Annotated in this window: 20 protein-coding genes; 4 read left to right on the top strand and 16 right to left on the bottom strand. The window is 69.7% G+C overall.

Annotated elements, in window-relative coordinates:
* Positions 1-87: 87 nt before the first annotated feature.
* The 4 genes from infB to rimP form a co-directional block, all read right to left on the bottom strand.
* Positions 88-3,075 carry a translation initiation factor IF-2 gene (gene infB / locus JS278_RS06590; RefSeq protein ID WP_114044478.1) on the bottom strand — a complete coding sequence of 996 codons (2,988 nt, stop codon included), beginning with the start codon at positions 3,073-3,075 and terminating at the stop codon, positions 88-90.
* A gap of 198 nt (positions 3,076-3,273) precedes the next feature.
* Complete coding sequence (locus JS278_RS06585; protein WP_425451497.1) at positions 3,274-3,474, bottom strand: YlxR family protein; 201 nt, start codon at positions 3,472-3,474, stop codon at positions 3,274-3,276.
* 71 nt (positions 3,475-3,545) lie between these two features.
* Complete coding sequence (gene nusA, locus JS278_RS06580; protein ID WP_114044477.1) at positions 3,546-4,523, bottom strand: transcription termination factor NusA; 978 nt, start codon at positions 4,521-4,523, stop codon at positions 3,546-3,548.
* A gap of 1 nt (position 4,524) precedes the next feature.
* Positions 4,525-5,040 carry a ribosome maturation factor RimP gene (gene rimP, locus JS278_RS06575; protein WP_114044476.1) on the bottom strand — a complete coding sequence of 172 codons (516 nt, stop codon included), beginning with the start codon at positions 5,038-5,040 and terminating at the stop codon, positions 4,525-4,527.
* 85 nt (positions 5,041-5,125) lie between these two features.
* Between rimP and JS278_RS06570 the strand changes: the two genes are divergently transcribed.
* Positions 5,126-6,079 (top strand): DUF4439 domain-containing protein, encoded by a 954-nt coding sequence (locus JS278_RS06570; protein ID WP_114044475.1) that lies wholly within the window; start codon positions 5,126-5,128, stop codon positions 6,077-6,079.
* A 17-nt stretch (positions 6,080-6,096) separates the two neighbouring features.
* On the opposite strand, the gene JS278_RS06565 is transcribed toward JS278_RS06570, so the two are convergent.
* Positions 6,097-6,891, bottom strand: a complete 795-nt coding sequence (locus JS278_RS06565; RefSeq protein ID WP_114044474.1) for a sulfite exporter TauE/SafE family protein — start codon at positions 6,889-6,891, stop codon at positions 6,097-6,099.
* Positions 6,892-6,916: 25 nt separating this feature from the next.
* On the opposite strand from JS278_RS06565, the gene JS278_RS06560 reads away from it, so the two are divergent.
* Positions 6,917-7,429 carry a CGNR zinc finger domain-containing protein gene (locus tag JS278_RS06560; RefSeq protein ID WP_114044473.1) on the top strand — a complete coding sequence of 171 codons (513 nt, stop codon included), beginning with the start codon at positions 6,917-6,919 and terminating at the stop codon, positions 7,427-7,429.
* 17 nt (positions 7,430-7,446) lie between these two features.
* On the opposite strand, the gene JS278_RS06555 is transcribed toward JS278_RS06560, so the two are convergent.
* The 6 genes from JS278_RS06555 to JS278_RS06530 form a co-directional block, all read right to left on the bottom strand.
* Positions 7,447-9,192, bottom strand: coding sequence for a proline--tRNA ligase (locus tag JS278_RS06555; RefSeq protein ID WP_114044472.1), 1,746 nt, complete (start codon positions 9,190-9,192; stop codon positions 7,447-7,449).
* Positions 9,193-9,275: 83 nt separating this feature from the next.
* On the bottom strand, positions 9,276-9,773 hold the full coding sequence (locus JS278_RS06550; RefSeq protein ID WP_114044471.1) for a hypothetical protein: 498 nt from the start codon (positions 9,771-9,773) through the stop codon (positions 9,276-9,278).
* Positions 9,774-9,805: 32 nt separating this feature from the next.
* On the bottom strand, positions 9,806-10,648 hold the full coding sequence (locus tag JS278_RS06545; protein ID WP_114044470.1) for a transglutaminase family protein: 843 nt from the start codon (positions 10,646-10,648) through the stop codon (positions 9,806-9,808).
* Between the two features lie 4 nt (positions 10,649-10,652).
* Entirely contained in the window at positions 10,653-11,555 is a 903-nt protein-coding gene (locus JS278_RS06540) for an alpha-E domain-containing protein (protein WP_114044469.1), read from the bottom strand.
* Positions 11,549-13,201 carry a circularly permuted type 2 ATP-grasp protein gene (locus JS278_RS06535; RefSeq protein ID WP_245935228.1) on the bottom strand — a complete coding sequence of 551 codons (1,653 nt, stop codon included), beginning with the start codon at positions 13,199-13,201 and terminating at the stop codon, positions 11,549-11,551. The genes JS278_RS06540 and JS278_RS06535 overlap by 7 nt, the downstream gene beginning before the upstream one ends.
* 106 nt (positions 13,202-13,307) lie before the next feature.
* Positions 13,308-13,775 carry a PIN domain-containing protein gene (locus tag JS278_RS06530; protein ID WP_245935227.1) on the bottom strand — a complete coding sequence of 156 codons (468 nt, stop codon included), beginning with the start codon at positions 13,773-13,775 and terminating at the stop codon, positions 13,308-13,310.
* Positions 13,776-14,050: 275 nt separating this feature from the next.
* Between JS278_RS06530 and JS278_RS06525 the strand changes: the two genes are divergently transcribed.
* Positions 14,051-16,195 carry a multicopper oxidase family protein gene (locus JS278_RS06525; RefSeq protein WP_114044468.1) on the top strand — a complete coding sequence of 715 codons (2,145 nt, stop codon included), beginning with the start codon at positions 14,051-14,053 and terminating at the stop codon, positions 16,193-16,195.
* Here the strand turns inward: JS278_RS06525 and JS278_RS06520 are convergent, their stop codons facing one another.
* The 4 genes from JS278_RS06520 to JS278_RS06505 are packed head-to-tail and all read right to left on the bottom strand — an operon-like array spanning position 16,196 to position 19,849.
* Positions 16,196-17,029: a GNAT family N-acetyltransferase gene (locus tag JS278_RS06520; RefSeq protein WP_114044467.1), complete on the bottom strand. Its 834-nt coding sequence runs from the start codon at positions 17,027-17,029 to the stop codon at positions 16,196-16,198.
* 1 nt (position 17,030) lies between these two features.
* Positions 17,031-18,173: a flavodoxin-dependent (E)-4-hydroxy-3-methylbut-2-enyl-diphosphate synthase gene (gene ispG / locus JS278_RS06515; protein WP_114046170.1), complete on the bottom strand. Its 1,143-nt coding sequence runs from the start codon at positions 18,171-18,173 to the stop codon at positions 17,031-17,033.
* A 44-nt stretch (positions 18,174-18,217) separates the two neighbouring features.
* Positions 18,218-18,520: a DUF4143 domain-containing protein gene (locus JS278_RS06510; protein ID WP_245935226.1), complete on the bottom strand. Its 303-nt coding sequence runs from the start codon at positions 18,518-18,520 to the stop codon at positions 18,218-18,220.
* A gap of 45 nt (positions 18,521-18,565) precedes the next feature.
* Positions 18,566-19,849 (bottom strand): M50 family metallopeptidase, encoded by a 1,284-nt coding sequence (locus tag JS278_RS06505; protein ID WP_114046169.1) that lies wholly within the window; start codon positions 19,847-19,849, stop codon positions 18,566-18,568.
* Between the two features lie 56 nt (positions 19,850-19,905).
* On the opposite strand from JS278_RS06505, the gene JS278_RS06500 reads away from it, so the two are divergent.
* Positions 19,906-21,273 (top strand): serine hydrolase domain-containing protein, encoded by a 1,368-nt coding sequence (locus JS278_RS06500; RefSeq protein ID WP_245935225.1) that lies wholly within the window; start codon positions 19,906-19,908, stop codon positions 21,271-21,273.
* A 9-nt stretch (positions 21,274-21,282) separates the two neighbouring features.
* Here the strand turns inward: JS278_RS06500 and gdhA are convergent, their stop codons facing one another.
* Positions 21,283-22,620: an NADP-specific glutamate dehydrogenase gene (gene gdhA, locus JS278_RS06495; protein WP_114044465.1), complete on the bottom strand. Its 1,338-nt coding sequence runs from the start codon at positions 22,618-22,620 to the stop codon at positions 21,283-21,285.
* Positions 22,621-22,726: the final 106 nt, after the last annotated feature.

The raw sequence follows: 22,726 nt of genomic DNA, 5'->3' as shown, positions 1-22,726 counted from the left end.
GACGTCAGCCGCCCCGCCCTCCGGATCGGAGGGCGGGGCGGCTGACGTTGAGCCGGCGATCACTCGCGGGTGCGGATTCCTACGCGATCACTCGCGGGGCTTCTCCACCATCTCGTAGCACTGCAGCTCGTCGCCGACGTGGATGTCGGAGTAGTTCGTGAGCGTCAGACCGCACTCGAACCCTTCGCGCACCTCGGTGACCGAGTCCTTCTCGCGCTGCAGAGTGTTGATCTCGGTCTCCGTGACCACCACCCCGTCGCGCACCAGGCGGGTCTTGGCATGCCGGCGGATGATGCCGTCGGTGACCATGCAGCCCGAGATGTTGCCGACCTTGGAGGACCGGAAGATCTGGCGGATCTCCGCGGTGCCCAGGGACTTCTCCTCGTAGATGGGCTTGAGCATGCCCTTCAGAGCGGCCTCGATCTCGTCGATCGCGTCGTAGATGACCGAGTAGTAGCGGATGTCGACATTCTCCTCGTCGGCCATCTTGGCCGCGTGAGCCGTGGGGCGCACGTTGAAGCCGATGATGACGGCCTTGGAGGCGGCGGCCAGGGAGACGTTGGTCTCGGTGATCGCACCGACTCCGCGGTCGATGACCCGCAGATCCACCTCGTCGCCGACGTCGATCTTGGCGAGAGCGTCCTCGAGGGCCTCCACCGAACCGGCGCCGTCGCCCTTGAGGATGAGCAGCAGCTCCTGCGTCTCGCCCTTCTCGAGCTGGTCGAAGAGCTCGTCGAGGGTCTTGCGACGCGACGACTTCGCCTGCTGGGCGGCGCGCATCCGCGCCTCCCGCTTCTCGGCGATCTGCCGGGCCATCCTGTCGTCCTCGACGACCAGGAAATTGTCACCGGCTCCGGGCACCGAGGTGAGGCCGAGCACCTGCACCGGATCGGACGGTGCCGCGTGATCGACGTTCTCGCCCTGGTCGTTGATGAGCGCACGGACGCGTCCGTATGCCGATCCCGCGACGATCGAGTCGCCGATGTGCAGCGTGCCGCGCTGGATGAGCGCGGTGGCCACCGGGCCGCGGCCCTTGTCGAGATGCGCCTCGATGGCGACACCCTGGGCGGCCATGTCCGGATTGGCGCGCAGGTCCAGAGCCGCGTCGGCGGTCAGCACGATCGCCTCCAGCAGCCGGTCCAGGCCCTCTCCGGTCTTCGCCGAGACGTTGACGAACATGGTGTCGCCGCCGTAGTCCTCAGGCACCAGGCCGTACTCGGTGAGCTGTCCGCGCACCTTGTCGGGATCGGCCCCCGGCTTGTCGATCTTGTTGACCGCGACCACGATCGGCACATCGGCCGCCTTGGCGTGGTTGAGGGCCTCCACCGTCTGCGGCATGACGCCGTCATCGGCCGCGACGACCAGCACCGCGATATCGGTGGACTGGGCGCCACGGGCACGCATGGCGGTGAAAGCCTCGTGGCCGGGGGTGTCGATGAAGGTGATCTTGCGCTCATCGCCATCGACATCGGTCTCGACCTGGTAGGCGCCGATCGCCTGGGTGATGCCACCGGCCTCGCGCTCCACCACATGGGCGTGACGCAGGGTGTCCAGCAACTTGGTCTTGCCGTGATCGACGTGGCCCATCACGGTGACGACCGGCGGACGCGGCGCGAGATCCTCCTCGCCGCCCTCGTTCTCGCCGAACTCGACGTCGAAGGACTCCAGCAGCTCCCGGTCCTCATCCTCGGGGGAGACGACCTGAATCTTGTAGTCCAGCTCGTTGCCCAGGATCTCCAGGGTCTCGTCAGGCACCGACTGGGTGGCCGTGACCATCTCCCCGAGATTGAACAGCACCTGGACCAGCTGTGCCGGCTCGGCGTTGATCTTCTCCGCCAGATCGGTCAGCGAGGAGCCCCGGCGCAGCCGGACGGTCTGTCCGTTGCCCTTGTGGACGCGCACGCCGCCGACCAGCGGCGCCTGCATCTCGTCGAACTCCTGCCTGCGCTGCTTGCGGGACTTGCGTCCACGGCGACCTCCTGCGCCACCGCGGCCGAAGGCACCCTGGGTACCGCGACCGCCACGACCGCCGCGACCGCCGCCGACCGGGCCGCGGGGACCGCCGCCGAAGCCGCCGCCCCCTCCTGCGAACCCGCCTCCGCGGTTCGGGCCGCCACCGCGGCCACCACGACCGCCACGACCGCCGGGCCGGCCGCCACCTGCGGTCTGACCGATCTCCTTGTTCTGATGCTTGGGCATCATGGCCGGATTGGGACGCGGCATTCCGGTGGTGCCACCGGGACGCGGCATCCGGTCGCCGCCGGGACGAGGAGCGCCCTCACGACGCTGTCCGCCGGGACGCGGCCCCCCGCCCTGCTCGGAGCGACGGCGTCCCTGACCCATACCCTGGCTGGACGCGAAGGGGTTGTTGCCCGGCCGCGGTCCGCCGGTGCGCCTGGCACCGGGCTTGCCCGGGGTGGGACGGGGGCCCGACGGCAGCCCGCCCGATGAGCCCGGCCGTGGGCCGCCCGGTCGCGGACCGGGGGTCGGCGCCTGCTTGCGCGCATGGGTGCCGGGGCCCGGCACCTTGCCGATGCCTCCGGGCTTGGGGGCGTTCGTCGACGGGCGCGGAGCTCCACCGTCGCGGCGCGTCGACTCCTTGGCCGGACGGGGGGCATCCTCCCGGGCCTCGGGCTTCTCGGTCGCAGCCCTGTTCTGGGAGTTCGGCTTCGGCCCGGGCTTCATCAGTCCGGGGCGCGGGGTCGAACTGGTGCGCGCGGCCGACGACTCGGTGGGAGCGGCGCTGAATCCACCCGGCTTCACCGAGCCGGGTGTCGGACGGGGGCCCGGCACCGGCGCCTTGCGGGGGGCGGGACGGGGCGCGCGGCTCGGTGCGGATCCCTTGGCGGGCCCCGCGGAGTCGGCGGTGTCATTGGAGGCGGTCTTGCCGCCCGGCTTGGCGGCCGAGCCGCCGTTGGAAGGCGCGAGCTGGTCGCGCACGCGCCGGACCACCGGCGCCTCGATCGTTGAGGATGCCGAACGGACGAATTCGCCCATATCGCCCAGCTTCCCCAGAAGCTGCTTGCTTGTCAGTCCGAGCTCCTTCGCGAGCTCATAGACACGGACCTTGGCCACTACTCTCCTTCGGGCCCGGCCGTGCTGGCTCGGGCCGACTAGATGCTGAGAATGCTCATTGATGCGTACTCATCGAGTGTTCATGAGCGCCTGCTCACTTTCTTGTCAGTCCCCCGGCGATGCAGGAGAACGCATAGATCGGTGAGGCCACCGGTACCTCCGGTGGACATGCGCCCGATATTCTACCGAAATCGGCGATCAAGCCCAATTCTCCGGTTCCGGCAGCCAGTCGACGCCCGGTGGCACGGCCGTGACCCGGCGACGGAAGGACCTCGCGAACCCGCCTCGCAGCGCCGCCCTCCAGCATTCCGCATCAGGGTGCAGGTGCGCGCCACGGCCCGGTGCCCGGGATCCAGGATCGAGGACCACATGATCCCCATCGAGGACGAATCTCACCATGGTGGCGGGATCGGCGGTGCGCCGGCATCCGACGCAGGTGCGCACCGGGGGCGTCGCGCGAGGCATCCGGATCAGCACTCCACGGGGCTGTCGGGGCGGATGTCGATCCGCCAGCCGGTGAGCCGGGCCGCCAGCCGGGCGTTCTGGCCCTCGCGACCGATGGCCAGTGAGAGCTGGTAGTCCGGCACGATCGCCCGGGTGGCCCGGGCGTCGGCGTCCAGCACGGTGACCTGCTTGACCTTCGCCGGGGACAGGGCGGCCCCGACGAAGGTGGCCGGATCCTCCGACCAGTCGATGATGTCGATCTTCTCCTCGTCCAGCTCGTGCATCACCGCACGCACCCGCTGCCCCATCGGGCCGATGCATGAGCCCTTGGCCGACACGTCGGGGTTGTGGGAGACCACCGCGATCTTCGAGCGGTGCCCGGCCTCTCTGGCCAGGGCCTTGATCTCGACCACGCCCTGCTCGATCTCGGGCACCTCCAGGGCGAAGAGCTTGCGGACCAGGTTCGGGTGGGTGCGCGAGACGATGACCTGGGGACCGCGCATCTCCTTGCGCACCGCGACCACGTAGACCCTCAGGCGACGGCCGTGGGTGTACTTCTCGCCGGGCACCTGCTCGGCGGGGGGCATGATGGCCTCGATCGAGCCGAGGTCGACGCGCACCGTCCGGTTGTCCCGGAAGGACTGCTGGACGACGCCGGTGACGACGTCCCCCTCGACGGCGGAGAACTGGCCGAACTTCTGCTCATCCTCGGCCTCGCGCAGGCGCTGGAAGATCACCTGCCGGGCAGTGGATGCCGCCACCCGTCCGAAGTCGCTCGGGGTGCCATCGTACCAGCCGATGACATTGCCCTCCTCGTCCTTCTCCGGCACCATCACCGCGACATTGCCCGACTTGCGGTCCAGCTCGATCCTGGCGTCCCGGACGGGGTGGTCGGTCTTGGCGTAGGCGTTGAGGAGGGCGTCCTCCAGGGTCTCGATGAGATAGTCGAGCGAGATCTCCTTGTCCCGCTCGATCATCCGCAGTGCTGCCAGGTCGATATCCATCTCAGTTCTCCTCATCGGTCACGGCGGGCTTACGGCTCATCTCGACCTGCACGACGGCGCGCCGGATCAGGTCGAGGGAGATCTCACGGGTCTGCGTGAGCGGCTTGTGGGGCTTGGATCCGGGGGCCGGCACCTCGAGAGTGACGGTGGACTCGTCGGAGGCCAGGATTCGCCCCTCGACCGGATCCTCGTCCTCGAGGGTCACCGCCACCAGCCTGCCCCGGTTGCGCCGGAAGTGCCTGGGCTCGGTCAGCGGGGTCGACACTCCGCGCGAGGAGACCTCCAGGGTGTACGGGGCGCTTCCGGTCGCGTCGGACTCGTCGAGGACACGAGAGATCTCGGAGGTCGCCTCGCCGATCTCGTCGAGGCCCGGCCCGCGGCCGTCGGCCCCATCACCGTCGACGGTGATCCGCAGCAGGCTCCTTCGGCCCGCACGCACGACGTCCAGCTTCTCGAGCTCCATGCCGAGCTGGGAGAGCAGCGGCCCGATCAGATCGGTGAGCTGATTCTCGTTCATCCCTTGCCTCGTTCTGTTGTGGTGTCGGTTGTGGGGCCAGTCTAGGAGATGAACCACGGGCCGGGCTTCCGGATACCCTGTCACCATGACTTCCCGGGCCCCGAGCAGACGCAGCATCCTCATCGCGGGCGCCGGCCTCATCGGGATCGGTGCGGCGGGCTGCTACCGGGTCTCCCCCGTCATCGACGCCGGGGCGCGCACGACCCCCGAGATCACCGTCACCCCGCGGCGGCGCGCCGCACTGAACACCGAGACGGCGCTCGCGTCGGCCGCACGGCAGGCGGCCGCGCTCGCATCCGGCTCCCGTACCGCCGTGCTCTCCGCACTGGCGCAGATGCACACCCTGCACGCGGGAGTTCTGGCCCAGGCCGATCCGCTGGCCGGCCAGAACGCCGACTCCGATCCGGTGATCACACCGACTCCGGTGGCATCGGCGTCTGCCCCACTCCCCCAGCTGCTGACCGACGAGAAGCGGGCCGCCGACCAGTACGTCCACGATGCCCTCGCAGCGGACACTCCCGGCGAGGCCCTGCTGTGGGCCTCCCTGGCGGTCTTCGCCTCGGGGGCGAGCGCGGCGGGCGCCGCGCCGGTGCGCGGCGACGGCGAACCGGTCTCGCTGCCCGTCGAGGACCCCACCAGTGCGCGCCAGGTGCTGCTGTCGAGGCTCAACGCCCTGGTGGCCGGACTCGAGTGGGGTGTGGGCCGGCTGCCCGCCACCGACTCCCTGCGCTCCATCGGCACCAGGAGGCTCGACGCCGTCGCGACCCAGCAGGCCAGGCTCCGGGCGCTCCTGCGGGAGGCATCCGCCACCCCTACCCCGGCCCTGCCCGGCTATCCGATGCCCGCCACCCCCTCGACCCCCCGGTCGACCCGCGAGCTGTGGGTCTCCCTGGAGCTGGGGGTGCTGTCCGGCCACGGCCGGGTGGTCGCGGCGGCCTCCGGAACCGAGCGCTCCACGGCGATCACCGCCATGGGCGATCAGGCAGCTCAGGTGACCGGCTACGGCTCGGGCATGCCCGCCTGGCCGGGATGGGTGTGACCGGCACCGGTCCGACGTCAGTGAAACGCGACGACGGTGTCGTAGGCCAGTTTGAAGCCCAGGCCCACCACCGCCACCAGGAAGACCCTGCGGACGAAGGCGTTGCCGTGACGCACCGCGGTGCGGGCGCCGATCCATCCTCCGGCGAGATTGGCCAGGGCCATCGGCAGCCCCACCCGCCACCAGATGACGCCGTGGGCCCAGAAGACCGCGATCGCCCCGGCATTGGTGGCGAGGTTCGCCAGTTTGGCCAGGGCCGAGGCCTCGAGGAAGCCGTAGCCGATGAGCCCCACCAGGGCGATGACGAAGAAGGTGCCGGTGCCCGGCCCGATCGCCCCGTCGTAGATGCCGATGAGTACACCTGTTCCCGCCAGCCGCAGGTACCGCGCGAGGCCGTGATGACGCACCCGGCTCACCAGCCCCATGGAGGGCCGTCGCCAGGTGAAGATCCCCACCCCGACGAGCACCACGAGCACGATCGGGATGAACCATCGCTTCGGGAGGAACTGCACCAGCCGCGCTCCGGCGCTGGACCCCAGCACGGCCCCGGCCATCACCGCCGCCGCCGAGGGCAGGTGTACCCGGATCGTCCGCAGGTAGGTCATCGAAGCGGTGAGTGTGCCGGCGATCGACGAGATCTTGTTGGTGCCGGCGACAGTGGCCACCGGGGCGTTCTGGGGCAGCCCGACCAGCAGCGCGGGCAGTTGGATGAGCCCGCCCCCGCCGACCACGGCGTCCACCCAGCCGGCGAGGAAGGCAGCCGCCATCAACAGGATCATCAGGTGCGGGGCCAGCGAGGCGTCGAGAGTCACCTCACCACTGTGATGTAATCGGTTTGTGCTTCTCAACCCTTACGGTGCCGGTCCGGTCAACCTGGCCGCCGATCTGGCCAATGATCCGCCGCACTCCCCCGTCGAGCTCGAGGAGCGCTGCACGGCTGCCGGGCTCAACGTCGATCGCCCGGTCTCCAGCGGAGATGTCGAGGGTGTGCGCGGGCTGCTCGCCGAGTGGGTCGCCGTGGTCGACTCCCCCGACGAGCCCACCCGCGCGAGACTCCTCAACGATCTGCTGGACAGGTGGTCGAGTCACCCGCGCCTGGTCCGCCATGACGACCAGGGCTGGCACCTGCACTACCGCGACGACGACGTCGTCTTCGCCGGCATGCTCGGCACCCTGGTCAGTGTGGGCACCGCCCTGCACCTGACCGGTCGCGGGATGGATCGCCTGGGCCGGTGCGCCGCGATCGACTGCGACAGGATCTTCGCCGACACCTCGCGCAACGGGCGCCAGCGGTACTGCTCCACACGCTGCAACAACAGGTCGGCGGTGCGGCGTCACCGGGCTCGGTGACGCCGCACCGCCGACTCTCAGCCGCGGACCTCGGCGAGGATCTCTGCCACGGCGTCGGCCACGGGCACCTCCCGCCTGGTACCGGAGCGGCGGTCGCGGATCTCCACGACGCCGTCCTTCAGGCTGCGGCCCACCACCACGGAGGTGGGCATGCCGAGCACCTCGGAGTCGGCGAACTTGACCCCGGGCGAGGCCTTGCGGTCGTCCAGCAGCACCTCGAGCCCGGCGTCCTGGAGGTCTCCGGCGATCCGTTCGGCCTCGTCGAGGACGTCGGCCCCCTTGCCGGTGGCCAGCACGTGGACGTCGAAAGGGGCCAGTTCGCGGGGCCATGACAGGCCCTTGTCGTCGCAGGTGTACTCGGCCACGGCGGCCACGGCGCGGGAGACCCCGATGCCGTAGGAGCCCATGGTCACGGTGACCAGTTTGCCGTTGCGGTCGAGCACCTTCAGCCCCAGCGCCTCGGCGTACTTGCGGCCGAGCTGGAAGATGTGGCCCATCTCGATGCCGCGGGCCAGGGTGAGCGGCCCCGATCCGTCGGGGGCCGGGTCGCCCTCGCGGATCTCGGCGACGTCGATGACGCCGTCCGGGGTGAAGTCACGGCCCGCCACCAGGTTGAAGACGTGGTGGTCCTTCTCGTCGGCGCCGGTGATCCAGGCGGTGCCGGTGACGACCCTCGGATCGACGAGGTAGCGCACCCCGGAGGCGTTCTTCTCGCCGAGCGCCCGCGGGCCGATGTATCCCTTCGCCAGTTCGGGGTGGGCGGCGAAGTCGTCGTCGGTGAAGGGTTCGGCGACCGCCGGGTCGAGGGCCGCCTCCAGCCGCTTCTCATCGACCTCGCGGTCGCCGGGCAGCCCGATCGCCAGCGGTTCACGGGTGCCGTCGGGGCCGGTGACCATGAAGACGACGTTCTTGAGGGTGTCGCAGCCCCGCCACGGCCGGTCCGCACGCGGCTTGATCTCGTTGGCCATCGCCACGAGTGTCTCGATGGTCGGCACGCCGGGGGTGTGGACGATCTCGGGGGCGGGCGCACCGGAGAAGTCGAGGGGCTCGGGGGCGGCGATCCGCACGGCCTCCACGTTGGCGGCGTAGCCGCCCGGGGAGCGCACAAAGGTGTCCTCGCCGTTCTCGGCGACGGCCAGGAACTCCTCGGAGCGCGAGCCGCCCATCGGGCCGGACATCGCCTTGACGATGGCGTAGTCGAAGCCGAGCCGGTCGAAGATCCTGATGTAGGCGTCACGGTGCTTGTTGTAGGAGGCGTCCAGGCCCTCGTCGTCGACGTCGAAGGAGTAGGAGTCCTTCATCACGAATTCGCGGCCGCGCAGGATGCCGGCGCGCGGCCGGGCCTCGTCCCGGTACTTGGTCTGGATCTGGTAGATGGCCAGCGGCAGGTCCTTGTAGGACGAGTACAGGTCCTTGACCAGGAGGGTGAACATCTCCTCGTGAGTGGGCCCGAGCAGCATGTCGACGCCCTTGCGGTCCTGCAGCCGGAACAGATTGTCGCCGTACTCGACCCAGCGGTTGGACTCCTTGTAGGGGTCGGCGGGCAGCAGGGCCGGGAAGAGCACCTCCTGAGCGCCCATGGCGTCCATCTCGGAGCGGACGATGCCCTCCACCTTGCGCAGCACCTTCAGCCCCAGCGGAAGCCAGGTGTAGATGCCGGGCGCAGCCCTGCGGATGTAGCCGGCTCGGACCAGCCAGCGGTGACTGGGCACCTCGGCGGCCGCGGGATCCTCCCGCAGGGTGCGCACGAACAGCTCTGACATGCGGGTCAACACGTGACTCACCTTTCCGGTCGCCCTGGCCCTCCGCCGCCCTTCGACGTGACCCGGCACGATCCGCGCAGATCCTACCGTGCCGCCACCGTGTACCCGGCGCCGGAACCGAGCACGGCCTCCTCGACGGCTTCCACGAAGGCGTCGGGGCGCTTGGGGATCCGGCGCAGATCCTCCAGGGTGGGGCGTGCGGCGACGATGACGAGCAGGCGCTTGTTCTTGACGACGGCGCGCTCCAGATCCGGGGCGAGGTCGGCCTCGATGACCGGCCCGTCCTCGAAGGCCGTGACGGTGACGCGACCGGGTGCCACATCGACGGCCGCCTCGGTGGCCTTGTCCATCTGACGTCCTCCCGACAGTTGGCCGCGCACCAGCCTGTGCCAACGATGGTCGGTGAGCCGGGCGGCCGTGACGGCCGGATCGTCGACGTTGACCAGCAGCAGCGGCTCGGTGGCGTAGCGCCGCGGAGCCCCGGCGGAAGGCATGAAGAGCCTGCGGCGGTGGGCAGGCACCGGCAGCGGGAAGGTGATGCCCCGCCAGATCAGTGGGGCGGGCGAGGACTGGGAGGTCATGGGGCCAGTCTGCCCGAACTCCGTCCCGCCTCTCAGGACAGCCTCCTCATCACCACCGAGGCCTCGTAGGTGGAGGTGCTGCCGGCTCCGGTGAACACCCCTTTGAAGGGGACGACGTCGGCATATTCGCGTCCGGTGCCGACCCTGGCATGGCTCTCCCCGGAGTCGACGAGGTTGGTGGGGTCGAAACCCGTCCACTCGCCGTCCCACCACTGCACCCAGGCATGCGTCTGGGCCTCGACGGGCTCCCCCGGCTCGGCCTCGCTGCGCGGCAGTACATACCCGGAGACGTACCGGGTGGGGATCCCCAGGCTTCGCAGGCAGCCGATGACCAGGTGGGCGATGTCCTGGCAGACTCCCGACCGGGCCCGCCAGGCCTGCTGTGCGGTGGTGTCGACGCGGGTCGATCCGGGCACATATCTCACCTGGTCGTGGATCATCTCGGAGACCAGGTGGCCGACCCGGTTGATGGTCATGGACTCGTCGACCAGTTCGCCGGTGAGCTGCCTCAGCTCGGGGCCGGGTTCGGTCACCGGGGAGGTGAGGACGTACTCGTACCAGCGGTCATGGCCGGCGTCGACCCGGGGCAGGGTCATGCCGGAGTCCACGTGGGGCAGCTTGACGATGTCGAGGGTGGTGTCGGCGGTGACGGTGAGCCGCTCGTGGGGTTCGTGAATCTCGAAGGAGGTCACCTGCGTGCCCCAGTAGTCGACGTAGGAGTACTGCCACGGCTGGGGGATCACGCTGATCGAGGTGTGCCGGATGAGCTGGGACTCGGAGTACAGCGGAGTCATCCGCACCTCGTCGAAGCTCTGGGACACCGGCCCGTCGTAGTGGACGTCGGTGCGGTGCTGGATGCGCAGTGTGGTGGTCATGGCGTCATCCCTCATGCCAGTAGGCCACGTCGGCCCCTTGGAAGTAGTGGGCGGACAGGGCGTCGGTGGCCCGGTGGCAGGTCTGGCTGAGCCGGGACATCTGCTCGCCCAGACCCTCGAGAAGGGCCTGGTCGGAGCGGTACTCGAACTCGGCGCGGGCTCGCCCGAGCAGGCGTTGGGCATCGGATTGGAAGCCGGTGCGCCGGCCCGTGTCGAGACGGGCCAGGCAGTCCTCGGCCTCAGCCAGGCAGTGCACCACTGATCGGGGGCACAGCCGGTCGCGCAGCAGGAAGTCGACGGCGGCGCCCCGACTGCGATCCCCGCCCCGGCTGATGAGGAAGGCATGGTCGGCGCCGCAGGCCCGCAGCGTGATGATCTGGACCTCGCCGTCGTCGACGGGAGCCACCGAGACCATCCGGGAGGTGACGTCGATCCTCTCGATCATCCGGCCGAGACAGTGGAAGTCCCAGCCCTCGTCGTGGCTCATCGTGGAGTCGACGATCCCGGTGACGGCATAGCAGTGGTCGAGCACGGTGCGCAGCGCCAGTTGCTGGTAGGTGCTGCGCAGCTGGCCCTGGGCGACGGCCCGCCATGCGCGGTTGATCTCCTCCCAGGTCTCCAGGGACAGCACCTCCCGGGCCCGCCGGGCGGCGGCCCGGCAGTTGGTCAGCGCCGAGACGATCGAGACCGGTGAGGCGGCGTCGTGGCCGAGCATCCGCCACGCGTCCGGGTGCCCGGTCTCGGGTGGTGCTCCGATGCTGGCGAGCAGGGCGGCCGAATCGGCGCCGCGGCCGCCGGTCTCGTCGGCGGTCGCCTCAAGGTGGACGCGAAGCAGCCTGGCCACATCCTCGGCCCGCTCCAGGTAGCGTCCGATCCAGAACATGGACTCCGCCAGTCTGCTCAACATGTCGGCTTCCCCTGCTCTGCACGGCGATCAGCCCGATCCTGGCGATCCGGCCGGCTCCGGGGCCCGGTCTGCTGCTGCTGGCCCTGCTGGGCCTCCCAGATCGATCGGTCGGGCTGGTCCATGGGGCCCGACGCCGCGAGTCGCGGCTCGGCCTGGCGCGGCGGGGCCTCGGCCTGGATACCGATGGCGGGCGGCCGGTCGGGCCTGCGGGCCCCCGGCGCCCCGAGCACCCAGGTGTCCTTCGATCCGCCGCCCTGGGAGGAGTTGACGATGAACTGGCCCTCTCTCAGAGCCACCCGGGTGAGACCGCCGGGCAGCACCCAGATGGAGTCCCCGTCGTTGATGGCGAAGGGCCGCAGGTCGACCCGTCGGGGGCGCAGCCTGTCGTCGACGAAGGTGGGGACGGTGGACAGCTGCACGAGCGGCTGGGCGATCCATCCGCGCGGGTCGGCGCACAACCTGGCGCGGGCGGCGTCCAGCTGGGCGGCGGTGCACTCGGGGCCCATGATGATGCCCTTGCCTCCGGATCCGTCGACCGGTTTGACGACGAGCTCGTCGAGGCGGTCGAGGACCTCCGCGAGCGAGTCGGGCTCCTCCAGCCGCCAGGAGTCGACATTGGGCAGCACCGGTTCCTCGCCGCAGTAGTAGCGGATGAGATCGGGCAGGTAGGTGTAGATGAGCTTGTCGTCGGCGACCCCGTTGCCGATCCCGTTGGCCACCGTCACCGCGCCGTTGGCGATCGCCGACACCAGGCCCGCGGCGCCCAGCACGGAGTCGGGGCGGAAATGCACCGGATCGATGAACTCGTCGTCGACTCTGCGGTAGATGACGTCGACCCGGTTGAGCCCGGATGTGGTGCGCACGTAGACCCGGCCCTGGCGGCACACCAGATCGGGACCCTCGACCAGTGGCACGCCCATGGTGCGGGCGAGCAGGGAGTGCTCGTAGTAGGCCGAGTTGTAGACGCCGGGGGTCAGCACCACGACATTGGGTTCCGAGACCCCGGCGGGTGCGGCCGCCTCCAGCGCGGCGCGCAGCCGGGAGGGGTAGACATCGACCGGCTCCACATTGTGCTGGCGCATGATGTCGGGCATGCCGGCGGCCATCGCGGCCCGGTTGGTGAGGACGTAGGAGACGCCCGAGGGGATCCGGACGTTGTCCTCCAGGACCCGCATGGTGCCGTCGCCGTCGCGGATGAGATCGATCCCCGCGACGTGGATCCGCACCCCGTTCGCAGGGGCGAAGCCGGCCACCTGGCGCACGAAGTTGGGCGAGGAGACCACCAGCCTGCGGGGCACGACGCCGTCGTCGAAGACCTGGCCGGAGCCGTAGACGTCGCCGAGGAACCGCTCCAGGGTGTAGACGCGCTGAGCCACGCCGGTGCTGATGGTGTCCCATTCGGAGGCCTCGATGATCCTCGGCATGATGTCGAGGGGGAAGGGCTTCTCGGTGCCGCCCAGATCGAAGGTGACACCGGAGTCGACGTAGCGGGAGGCCAGGTAGGCGGCCCGGGAGCGCACCTCCTCGACGCCGAGCCGGTCGAATCCCCCGGCCAGCCGGGCGCACTGGGGACGGACGCCGTCGCCGTCCAGCAACTCATCGTGGATGAGCGGGGAGGTCGGATACCCGTCGAGCAGTGACTCCATGGCCACATGCTGGCCGAGTCGTGTTACAGCGGCCGGTGGTCGTCGTTACAGCAGTGTTTCGCGGGAGCCGCCCTGTCCCCTCAAGCCCCGCCGCATGGCGATGGCGCTATCGGCGGTCGGGGTTGATCCAGCCGAGGCCGTCGAAACGGGCGAAGTCGCTGTCGAAGGAACAGATCCTGGTGCCGTGCTCGATGGCGAGCGCTGCCAGGTGCGCGTCGGTGACGAGGTTTCCACGCAGATCGCCTTCGATGAGGAGCCGTCCGAGGATGTCGCGGTGGCGGCCTCCCGGTGTGGGCACCCAGGCCTGGTCGGCGTCGAGCCAGTCGGTGATGAAGCTCCACGCGTCGGCCGGGGTCAGGGCCTCATCCATGAGTGGCAGGATGCGTCGCCAGATGCGGGAGACGGCGGGCTGGGACACGCCGTACATGTCGGCGGCGCACATCTGGACCATGTCCTGGCGCAGGAGCAGCAGGCCTCCACCGAACTCCTCGTGGCTTCGAGCCGTGGCAAAGCTCTCAATCGCTCTTGCCGCCCTCGCGGCATCCCACAAATAGGCCGGGGTATCAGGCCGCATAGAAATCCTCTGCACCACGCATGGCCGACGCCATGAAGTACGGATTCCTCACCGACCGGGTGACGACTAGGTCGACGCTCCGGCCGGCGATCTTCTCCAGAACGTCCATCGAGCCGAAGTGGTCCTCGAGCAGATCGTCTCTGCCACTGGGGCCCCGGCCGGCCTGAACCCATGGCGGTGTATACACGGCGCTCTGGGGATCACATTGCTACCGCCCGTTCGATGCCGAACCGGGACGCCGATCACTGCGCCGTCCTCCCGACAAGGAGTATGTGATGACTGTAGAACCCGTTCCCGAATCCGAGGCCAGGCTGCGCGCTCTCGCCGAGACCGGCAGCCTGGCACTGCCCACCGTCCCCACCGCCCCACGCAGCCTGTCGGTGACGGGCGCGGCTCCGCCCGGCCCCGCGGAGCCCTCGACACTGGGCCTGGTGAAGTTCCGCGACGAGCTGCCGCAACCACCGGTCATCGACGCCCGGCAGCTGCCGGAGGACCGGCCCCTGCCGATCTGCGCCCGGCCGGTACGGACGCAGCTGCACGCCGACCTTCCCGAGACCGTCGTCTGGGCCTACGAGGGCTCGATTCCCGGACCGACCATCGTGGTGGGATCGGGCCGCGAGGTGCGCGTCGACTGGGGCAACGATCTCGTCACCACCATGCACGCCGAGCGCGCGGCACTGCCCTACGACGTGGTGCGCGTGCCACCCCAGCCGGGCGGCGTCGGCGCCACGGTCAGGCTGGCCAACCTGCCGGGCGGTCGTATGGAGGCCCACGAGAGCCACGGGCACGATGATCCGGAGAACGCCTACCCCATGCTGCCGGGCACCGACGCCATCCGCTCGGCCACCGTCGTCCACCTGCACGGATCCCTCACCGACGGCCACAACGACGGATGGGCGCACAACGTGGCCCTTCCCGGCCGCTGGACGCGATGCAGCTATCCGAACGAGCAGGAGTCGGCGACGCTGTGGTACCACGACCATGCGATGGCGGTCACCCGCTTCAGCGTCTACGCGGGACTGGCCGGTTTCTATCTCATCCGCGACGACGTCGAGGATGCCCTGTGCCTGCTGTCGGGCGACCGGGAGCTGGTGCTGGCGATCCGCGACGTCAACCTGGAGACCGAACCCGGCGGGAGCGACTCCTTCGCCCCGACCGGGCGGGCGCTCTACAAGCAGGCGGGTATCGGCGAGGGCGATGCGGCGACGGAGATCCCCGTCACCGGCCCGTACACGCTCGTCAACGGGAAGATCTGGCCGACCAACCGCGCCCAGCCCTGCTGGCAGCGGCTGCGCCTGCTCAACGCCTCCAACGCCCGGATCCTGAGGCTGGCCCTCTACGACACCACCGAGGAGAACATCCCGGCCGGCAGCGCCCCTCTGCCGGCCCGTACCGATGGCGGCTTCGGCGACGACCCGACCGCCTTCGGCATGCACCGGCTGCCCGATGCCCTGGTGGTGATCGGCACCGATGCCGGACTGCTTCCAGCCCCGGCCACCGCTCCCGGCGGAGCGGTGAACCTGGGCCCCGGGGAGCGGATGGACGTGCTGGTGAACCTCGCGTCCCTGGCTGGTCGCACCCTCGAACTGCGCAACGAGAACGCGACGGTGCTGCGCCCCCAGCCCGGCCAGGCCGACGCCACGGCGCTGCAGATCCGGGTCGGCGACACCCCGGTCCGCGACTCGTTCACCCTGCCCGCCAAGCTCTCGCCGAACCAGCGGTGGACGCTGCGGCCCGACAACCGGATCGTGGTGGGCCCCGATCCCCACCACGACGTCATCGCCCCCGAGCAGCAGATCTGGCTCGTGGTGGCCCCGCCCGGAACCGAGGGCGGCGGCCACCCCCAGTTGTGGGAGATGGCCGACATCAGCGACCTGCCGCCGCACCAGGTGGGCGCCCACGACGTCATCCGGCTGGCCGGAGGCCCGGGTCAGAGCCCGCTGGTGCTCAGAGCCGCGGCGAAGCTCTTCGACGACACCGTGACGATCATGATCGCCGAGGGGGCATGGATCCGGTGGAACGTCATCCATCTCGGCGGGCCGGCCCATCCGATGCACATCCACATGACGTCGTTCCAGATGATCGAGCGCCGCGCCTGGGCACTGGGGCAGGGGGGCAACGTGCCGGGATTCGATCCGGCCACCGGCTCGACCCCGTCGCCGCTCCCGGTGCCCGGCCCCGGACCGGCGATCGATCCGGTGACCGGGGGCACCAAGGACACCTGGGTGGTCCAGCCCGGTGAGGTCGTCAGCGTGCTGGGGCGCTTCGGCGGGGCGACCGGCGAGTTCATGTACCACTGCCACATCCTCGACCACGAGGACCACACCATGATGCGCCCCTTCGTCGTGCTGCCCCGCGACATCCTGGCCATGCACGGCGGCCATGGAGGCGGAGGCCACGACGGGGGCCACCATGGCTGATCAGTAGAGGACGGTCGCCATCTCCCCGGCGTCGCGGAAGCCGACCTGCCGGTACATCCTCAGCGCCCGGGTGTTGAAGTCGTTGACGTACAGGGAGACGGTGCTGTGGCGGCGACGGCACAGCCTGGCCACGCCTGCCATGGCGCGCGCAGAAGCGCCGTGACCGCGCAGTGCGGGATCCAGCCACACCCCCTGGATCTGGCAGACGTCGCGCCACGCGACGCCGATGTCGGACTTCCAGCGGACCTGGCCGTCCTCGACGATCCCGAAGCACTGGCCGCGCCGGACGAGCTGCCGCATGTGCCGGCGGTAGCTGTGCGTCGGGTCGATCGGAGAGACGCCGACCTCCTCGGTGTACATGGCCACCGCGGCCCGGAAGTACGAGTCGAAGTCGGCGTCGTCGATCCTGCGGACCCGAGGGTCCGGGGTGATCGCGGGTTCTCCGTCGAGGACGAGCAGCGGCTGATGGGCGCGGATCTCGCGGGTGCGTGACCAGGGATGGCCCCACCGTCGCGACAGCTCGGCGTGCAGTCCCATCACCAGGTCCGAACGGCCCATGATCGAGGAGGAGCGCCGCCACGGGCCGACGTGGGAGGCCAGCTGGGCCACCGCTCCCGGTTCCCCGCAGGGCACCAGGTTCGCGCCGGCATGGAGCATCCCGACCAGTTCCCGGCCCTGCCAGGCACCATGGACCGGGCACCCGAGGCGAGACCGGTCAAGGCCGCCCTCGGACATCCGGGAGAGCAGGAAGACATTGGTGAGGGGATCGGCCGACGCCAGCTCCCGGGCGGCCGGCAGGTCGGTGTCGTCGAGCACCCGGATCCGGGTGCCCATCTCAGGAGACCGACACCGCGGGGCTGCCGGCCTCGCCGATCTGTGAGGCGAGGCGGTTGGCCTCCTCGACGATGGTCGGGACGATCTCGTGCTCGGGGACGGTCCGGATCACCTCGCCGTGCATGAAGATCTTGCCCTTGCCGTTACCTGCCGCCACGCCGAGATCGGCCTCGCGGCCCTCCCCCAGACCGTTGACGACGCACCCCATCACGGCGACCCGCAGCGGGGCGTCGAGACCCTCGAGGGCGTCGGTGACCTGGTTGGCCAGCGTCAGGACGTCGACCTGGCATCGTCCGCAGGAGGGGCAGGAGACGATCTCCAGGCCGCGTTCGCGCAGGTTGAGGGCCTCCAGGATCTTGATGCCGACCTTGACCTCCTCGACCGGATCGGCCGACAGCGAGACGCGGATGGTGTCGCCGATCCCCTCGGCGAGCAGATGGCCGAATGCCACCGAGGACTTGATGGTGCCCTGGAAGGCGGGGCCGGCCTCGGTGACTCCCAGGTGCAGCGGGTAGTCGCACTGCTCGGAGAGCTGCTCGTAGGCCTTGATCATCACCACCGGGTCGTGATGCTTGACCGAGATCTTGAAATCGCCGAAGCCGACGGCCTCGAAGAGGCTGGCCTCCCACAGGGCCGACTCCACGAGTGCCTCGGCGGTCGGGGAGCCGTATTTGGCGAGCAGGCGCGGGTCCAGTGATCCGGCATTGACGCCGATCCTCAGGCTCACCCGGTGCTCGGTGGCGGACTTGCAGATGTCGGCGATCTGGTCGTCGAATTTGCGGATATTGCCCGGGTTGACGCGCACCGCGCCGCACCCGGCCTCAATGGCCTCGAAGACGTACTTCGGCTGGAAGTGGATGTCGGCGATCACCGGGATCTGAGACTGCTGGGCGATGATCGGCAGCGCCGCGGCGTCCTTGTCGGTGGGGCAGGCGACCCGTACGATGTCGCATCCGGCCGCGGTGAGGGCCGCGATCTGCTGGAGAGTGGCCCCGATGTCGTGGGTCTTGGTGGTCGTCATCGACTGCACGGAGATGGGGGCGTCACCCCCGACCAGCACATCGCCGACCCGGATCTGGCGGGTCCGGCGGCGGGGCGCCAGGGTGGGGACGGGAGGTTTGGGCATACCCAGATTGACGCTCATCGAGGTCCAGCTCCTGAAGTCGACGTTATCCACCGCACAGTCTCTCACCCCGCACCAATCCGGGCATCCACCGCTTCGATGCCCAACTTCACCTCGACGCCCGGCCATCGGCCGTCCTTCGCCTCGATCACGGCGTCGATCTCGTCGCGCCCCTTCGAATCGCGATAGTGGAACACGCCACGCGCACCCGACGCCTGCGCAAAGACCCTCAGGTCGTGGACGACCTGCGACTCGAAGAGGAACCCCAGGATGTTGAGGTCCGCCAGGAGGCGCTCACTGCCCGCTCCGAGCAGACAGGCCGCCAAGGAGGGATCGGCGAGATGGCGCTTCGGCGTCTGGACCGCCACGCTTCTCGACCGCGTATTGGAACCCAGTGGATTTCTCCACCAGGTTCAGAGGATCTTCACCGGTGAGACGATGTCGGCGACGATGAGCACGACCCCCATCAGTACCATCGCGACGCCGATCGCCCAGGCCACCGGCAGCATCATGGCGGTATCGGCGGGGCCGGGGTCGCCCTTGCCCCGCAGCCGCCAGATGGCCCGCTTGATCGACTCGTAGACGGCCCCGGCGATATGGCCGCCGTCCATCGGGGGCAGCGGCACGACATTGAGCCAGAACAGGAAGAGGTTGAGGGAGCCCAGCAGGCTGCCGCCGATCGCGACCTTGTCGCCGATCCCCAGTTCGCGGTCGCCGGCCACGTCCCCGGCCATCCGGGAGGCGCCGACGATGCTCATCGGGCTGTTGAGGTCGCGGGCCTGCCCTGTGACCATGTCCGCGGCGACATTCCAGGTGAGCACCGGCAGCCTCACCAGGGCGTAGAGGGCCTGCTTCGACATGGTCCACATCTGCTCGGCGGTGTCGAGCGGCCCGGAGTGGATGATCTCAGTGTCGGGGCTGAATCCCAGGAAACCCGCCTCGACGGTCTTTCCGGGATCCAACCGGTCGGCAACCTGGTTGAGGCGGGTGTCGGCCACTGGCAGACTGACCCGCTGCCCGTTGCGCTCCACCACCAGGGCGGCCGGCCTGTCCCGGTTGGCGCGGATGAGATCGGAGAGCTGATCCCAGGAGCTGATGGCGTGGCCGTTGAAGGAGACGATGGTGTCTCCGCCGCGCAGCCCCATCTGGCGGGCGGGGGTCTCCGGATCACCGGTGCGGCATGTCTGATCGGTGCGATCGGCCGCGATCACGCACTCCTGGACGGCGGCCACGGTCGTCGTCTGCCCGGTGCGCCCGTAGATCCCGAAGACCGCCCAGAAGATGAGGAAGGCCAGCAGCAGGTTGGTGAGGATGCCCCCGCTCATGATGACCAGCCGTTGCCACACGGGCTTGTCGCTGAAGATCCTGCCGTCGTCTCCCGGGCCGATGTCCTCGGCCTCCACCTCGTGGGCCTCGTCGGCCAGCCTGGTCAGCCGATTCTGCCGGCGTCGTTCGACACGGCGCGGATACATCCCGATCAGCTTCACATAGCCGCCCAGCGGAATCCACTTGAACCCGTACTCGGTCTCGCCGCGCCGCGTCGACCAGATCCTCGGCCCGAAGCCGGCGAAGTACTCGGTGACCTTCACCCCGAATATCTTGGCGGGGATGAAGTGCCCGCACTCGTGGAGCAGGACGGACACGATGATGAGCGCGAAGAACAGCAGGGCGCCCAGGATCTCGATCAGGACAGTCACGCGCCCAAGTCTGACACGGGCTCCCACCATCGTCGCGGCGGCCATATCCTTCCCTCATGGCCCCCACAGTCGCGGATCTGACCACCGCTCTCGACGCCACCCTCACAGCCGTGGAGAGGACCGGCGCCAGGCCCCACAGCCTCCTGGTCCGACAGCACGACCGGCTCCTGGCCGACGTGCGCTGGGCGCCGTGGGGCGGCGACGAGCCGTGCCTGGCCTACTCCTGCTCGAAGACCTTCACCTCGGCGGCGGTCGGGCTGGCCGTCGCCGACGGGGCCTTCGGCTACCAGGACACCCTGGCCGAGCTGTGGCCCGAGGCCACCGACGGTGCCGGGCCGCGGGCCCGGCGCATCCGGATCCGCGACGCCCTGGCGATGGCCACCGGGCACAGCCAGCAGCAGGCCGACGAGGTCGCCACCGCGATGGCCTGGAACCGGCGTCCCACCGGTGTGGAGACGGCCCGGGCCTTCCTGGCCGCCGAGCCGGTGAGCGCCCCGGGGACGGCCTTCGCCTACAACAACCTGGCCACCTGGATGCTGTCGCGCGTCGTGGCGCGCACCACCGGCCGTGACGTCGCCGACCTGCTCGGCCCGGTACTGGATCGGATCGGCATCGGTCCGGTGCCCTGGACCCGGGATCTCGACGGGATCCCGCTGGGCTACTCCGGCATGCATCTGAGCCCCGACCAGCTCGCCCGTTTCGCCCAGCTGCTGGCCGATGACGGCGTCCACGCCGGCCGACGGCTGCTGCCCGCCGACTGGATCGCCGGACATCGCGTCAGCCACATCGACTCCGATGGCGTCACAGGCCCCGACTGGGGGATGGGATACGGCTGGCAGGTGTGGCGCTCGCGCCACGGCTACCGGATCGACGGAGCCATGGGCCAGCTCGCGCTGATCCTTCCTGAGGCCGACGCCGTGGTGGTCACCACCAACAACATCGACGGCGCCCAACCCGTGATGGACGCCATCTGGACCCACCTGTGGCCGGCCCTGGAGGCGCGGGCCACGGGTGTCAATGACGACGTCGAACCGGATCGCCGCACCCTCGAGGTGCCCGTGATCGGCGGGGATCCGGCGCCCGCGCGCACGGTGAGGGCCACCACGATCGACGGGGACCGGGTGACGATCACCCCCGCGCGCAGTGGCTGGACGCTGGACTGGCGGCGGAGCGACGGGCGGAGGGCCGCCGTCCGGGTGGGCTGCGGCGAATGGCTGCACACCCACCTGCGCCTGCCCGAGGGCGAGCTGGAGATCGCCGCCTCAGGTGGCTGGTCCGGCGCCGAGCTGACGATCGACCTGGCCGTGGTCACCACCCCGCACACCCTGCGGCTGTGCTGGAGCCCCGAGGGCCTGAGCGAGCAGTGGGACACCGAGCCGCTCAACCCGGGGGGCCTGTTCGGCCAGGCCCGCCCGGATCGTTGAGCCGCCCGATCAGACCACGCCCATCGCGATGACGGCGTCGGCCACCTTGGTGAAGCCGGCGATATTGGCACCCAGCACGTAGTTGCCGGGCTGGCCGTACTCCTCTGCGGTCTCGGAACAGCGGTCGTGGATGTCGTGCATGATCTGGTGCAGCTTCTGCTCGGTGTCCTCGAAACTCCACGAGTCGCGGGCGGCGTTCTGCTGCATCTCCAGGGCGGAGGTGGCCACACCGCCGGCGTTGGAGGCCTTCCCGGGCGCGTACTTGACCCCGGCATCCTGGAAGACGCCGATGGCCGCGGGCGTGCAGGGCATGTTGGCGCCCTCGGCGACCGCCACCGCACCGTTGGCGACCAGGGTGGCCGCGGCCTCGTCGTCCAGCTCGTTCTGGGTGGCGCAGGGCAGTGCCACGTCGACCGGCACGTCCCAGATGGAGCCGGTGTCGGAGAAGACGGCCGAGGGGCGGCGCTCCGCGTAGCAGTGGATACGTGCCCGCTCGACCTCCTTGATCTGCTTGAGCAGTTCGAGATCGATTCCCTCCTCGTCGACGATGTAGCCGCTGGAGTCGGAGCAGGCCACCACCTTGGCGCCCAGCTGCTGGGCCTTCTCGATGGCGTAGGTGGCCACATTGCCCGATCCCGACACCGTGACGCGGCGGCCCTCCAGCTGGGTGCCGATCTCCTCGAGCATCTCTTTGACGAAGTAGACCACGCCGTACCCGGTGGCCTCGGTGCGGACCAGGGACCCTCCCCAGGTGAGTCCCTTGCCCGTGAGCACCCCGGACTCGTGCCGGTTGGTGATGCGCTTGTACTGGCCGAAGAGGTAGCCGATCTCGCGTGCGCCGACGCCGATGTCACCGGCGGGCACATCCGTGTGCTCCCCCAGGTTGCGGTAGAGCTCGGTCATGAAGGACTGGCAGAACCGCATCACCTCGCCGTCGGAGGCCGAGTGCGGGTCGAAGTCCGAGCCGCCCTTGGCGCCACCGATCGGCATGCCGGTCAGCGAATTCTTGAAGATCTGCTCGAATCCGAGGAACTTGATGATGCCCAGGTAGACCGAGGGGTGGAACCGCAGGCCGCCCTTGTACGGTCCGAGCACCGAGGAGTACTCCACCCGGAAGCCGCGGTTGATGCGGACCCGGCCGGCGTCGTCGACCCACGGGACACGGAAGATGATCTGGCGCTCGGGCTCGCAGATCCTCGAGAGCACGGCACCCTCGACGTACTCGGGCTTCTTGCGGAGCACCGGGCCGAGGCTGTCGAAGACCTCCTTGACGGCCTGATGGAACTCGACCTCTCCGGGATTCCTCCTCAGGACCTGGTCGTACACCTTCTGCAGTTGAGTATCCATGGAACCTCCTGGTAGAGCGCACCCGCTCGGCGTGCGCCGCGTGGCTCTGGCATTCTCCCATCCTGAAACAGGATGGTTACATTCTGAGATGCGGATGTGCCGGCCA

Source organism: Acidipropionibacterium virtanenii (assembly GCF_003325455.1).
Lineage (GTDB): Bacteria > Actinomycetota > Actinomycetes > Propionibacteriales > Propionibacteriaceae > Acidipropionibacterium > Acidipropionibacterium virtanenii.
Note: the sequence above shows the minus strand (reverse complement) of the source record. Positions and strands in the feature narration are given on the sequence as shown.

What these genes read in the sequence shown, in the direction of transcription:
- JS278_RS06585 (WP_425451497.1), bottom strand. Translation starts at nt 3,474, where the DNA reads ATGGTGAGATTCGTCCTCGATGGGGATCATGTGGTCCTCGATCCTGGA.
- JS278_RS06500 (WP_245935225.1), top strand. Translation starts at nt 19,906, where the DNA reads ATGGCCCCCACAGTCGCGGATCTGACCACCGCTCTCGACGCCACCCTC.
- JS278_RS06520 (WP_114044467.1), bottom strand. Translation starts at nt 17,029, where the DNA reads ATGGGCACCCGGATCCGGGTGCTCGACGACACCGACCTGCCGGCCGCC.
- JS278_RS06570 (WP_114044475.1), top strand. Translation starts at nt 5,126, where the DNA reads ATGACTTCCCGGGCCCCGAGCAGACGCAGCATCCTCATCGCGGGCGCC.
- rimP (WP_114044476.1), bottom strand. Translation starts at nt 5,040, where the DNA reads ATGAACGAGAATCAGCTCACCGATCTGATCGGGCCGCTGCTCTCCCAG.
- JS278_RS06530 (WP_245935227.1), bottom strand. Translation starts at nt 13,775, where the DNA reads ATGCGGCCTGATACCCCGGCCTATTTGTGGGATGCCGCGAGGGCGGCA.
- JS278_RS06550 (WP_114044471.1), bottom strand. Translation starts at nt 9,773, where the DNA reads ATGACCTCCCAGTCCTCGCCCGCCCCACTGATCTGGCGGGGCATCACC.
- JS278_RS06540 (WP_114044469.1), bottom strand. Translation starts at nt 11,555, where the DNA reads ATGTTGAGCAGACTGGCGGAGTCCATGTTCTGGATCGGACGCTACCTG.
- JS278_RS06555 (WP_114044472.1), bottom strand. Translation starts at nt 9,192, where the DNA reads ATGTCAGAGCTGTTCGTGCGCACCCTGCGGGAGGATCCCGCGGCCGCC.
- nusA (WP_114044477.1), bottom strand. Translation starts at nt 4,523, where the DNA reads ATGGATATCGACCTGGCAGCACTGCGGATGATCGAGCGGGACAAGGAG.
- JS278_RS06545 (WP_114044470.1), bottom strand. Translation starts at nt 10,648, where the DNA reads ATGACCACCACACTGCGCATCCAGCACCGCACCGACGTCCACTACGAC.
- ispG (WP_114046170.1), bottom strand. Translation starts at nt 18,173, where the DNA reads ATGAGCGTCAATCTGGGTATGCCCAAACCTCCCGTCCCCACCCTGGCG.
- JS278_RS06525 (WP_114044468.1), top strand. Translation starts at nt 14,051, where the DNA reads ATGACTGTAGAACCCGTTCCCGAATCCGAGGCCAGGCTGCGCGCTCTC.
- gdhA (WP_114044465.1), bottom strand. Translation starts at nt 22,620, where the DNA reads ATGGATACTCAACTGCAGAAGGTGTACGACCAGGTCCTGAGGAGGAAT.
- JS278_RS06535 (WP_245935228.1), bottom strand. Translation starts at nt 13,201, where the DNA reads ATGGAGTCACTGCTCGACGGGTATCCGACCTCCCCGCTCATCCACGAT.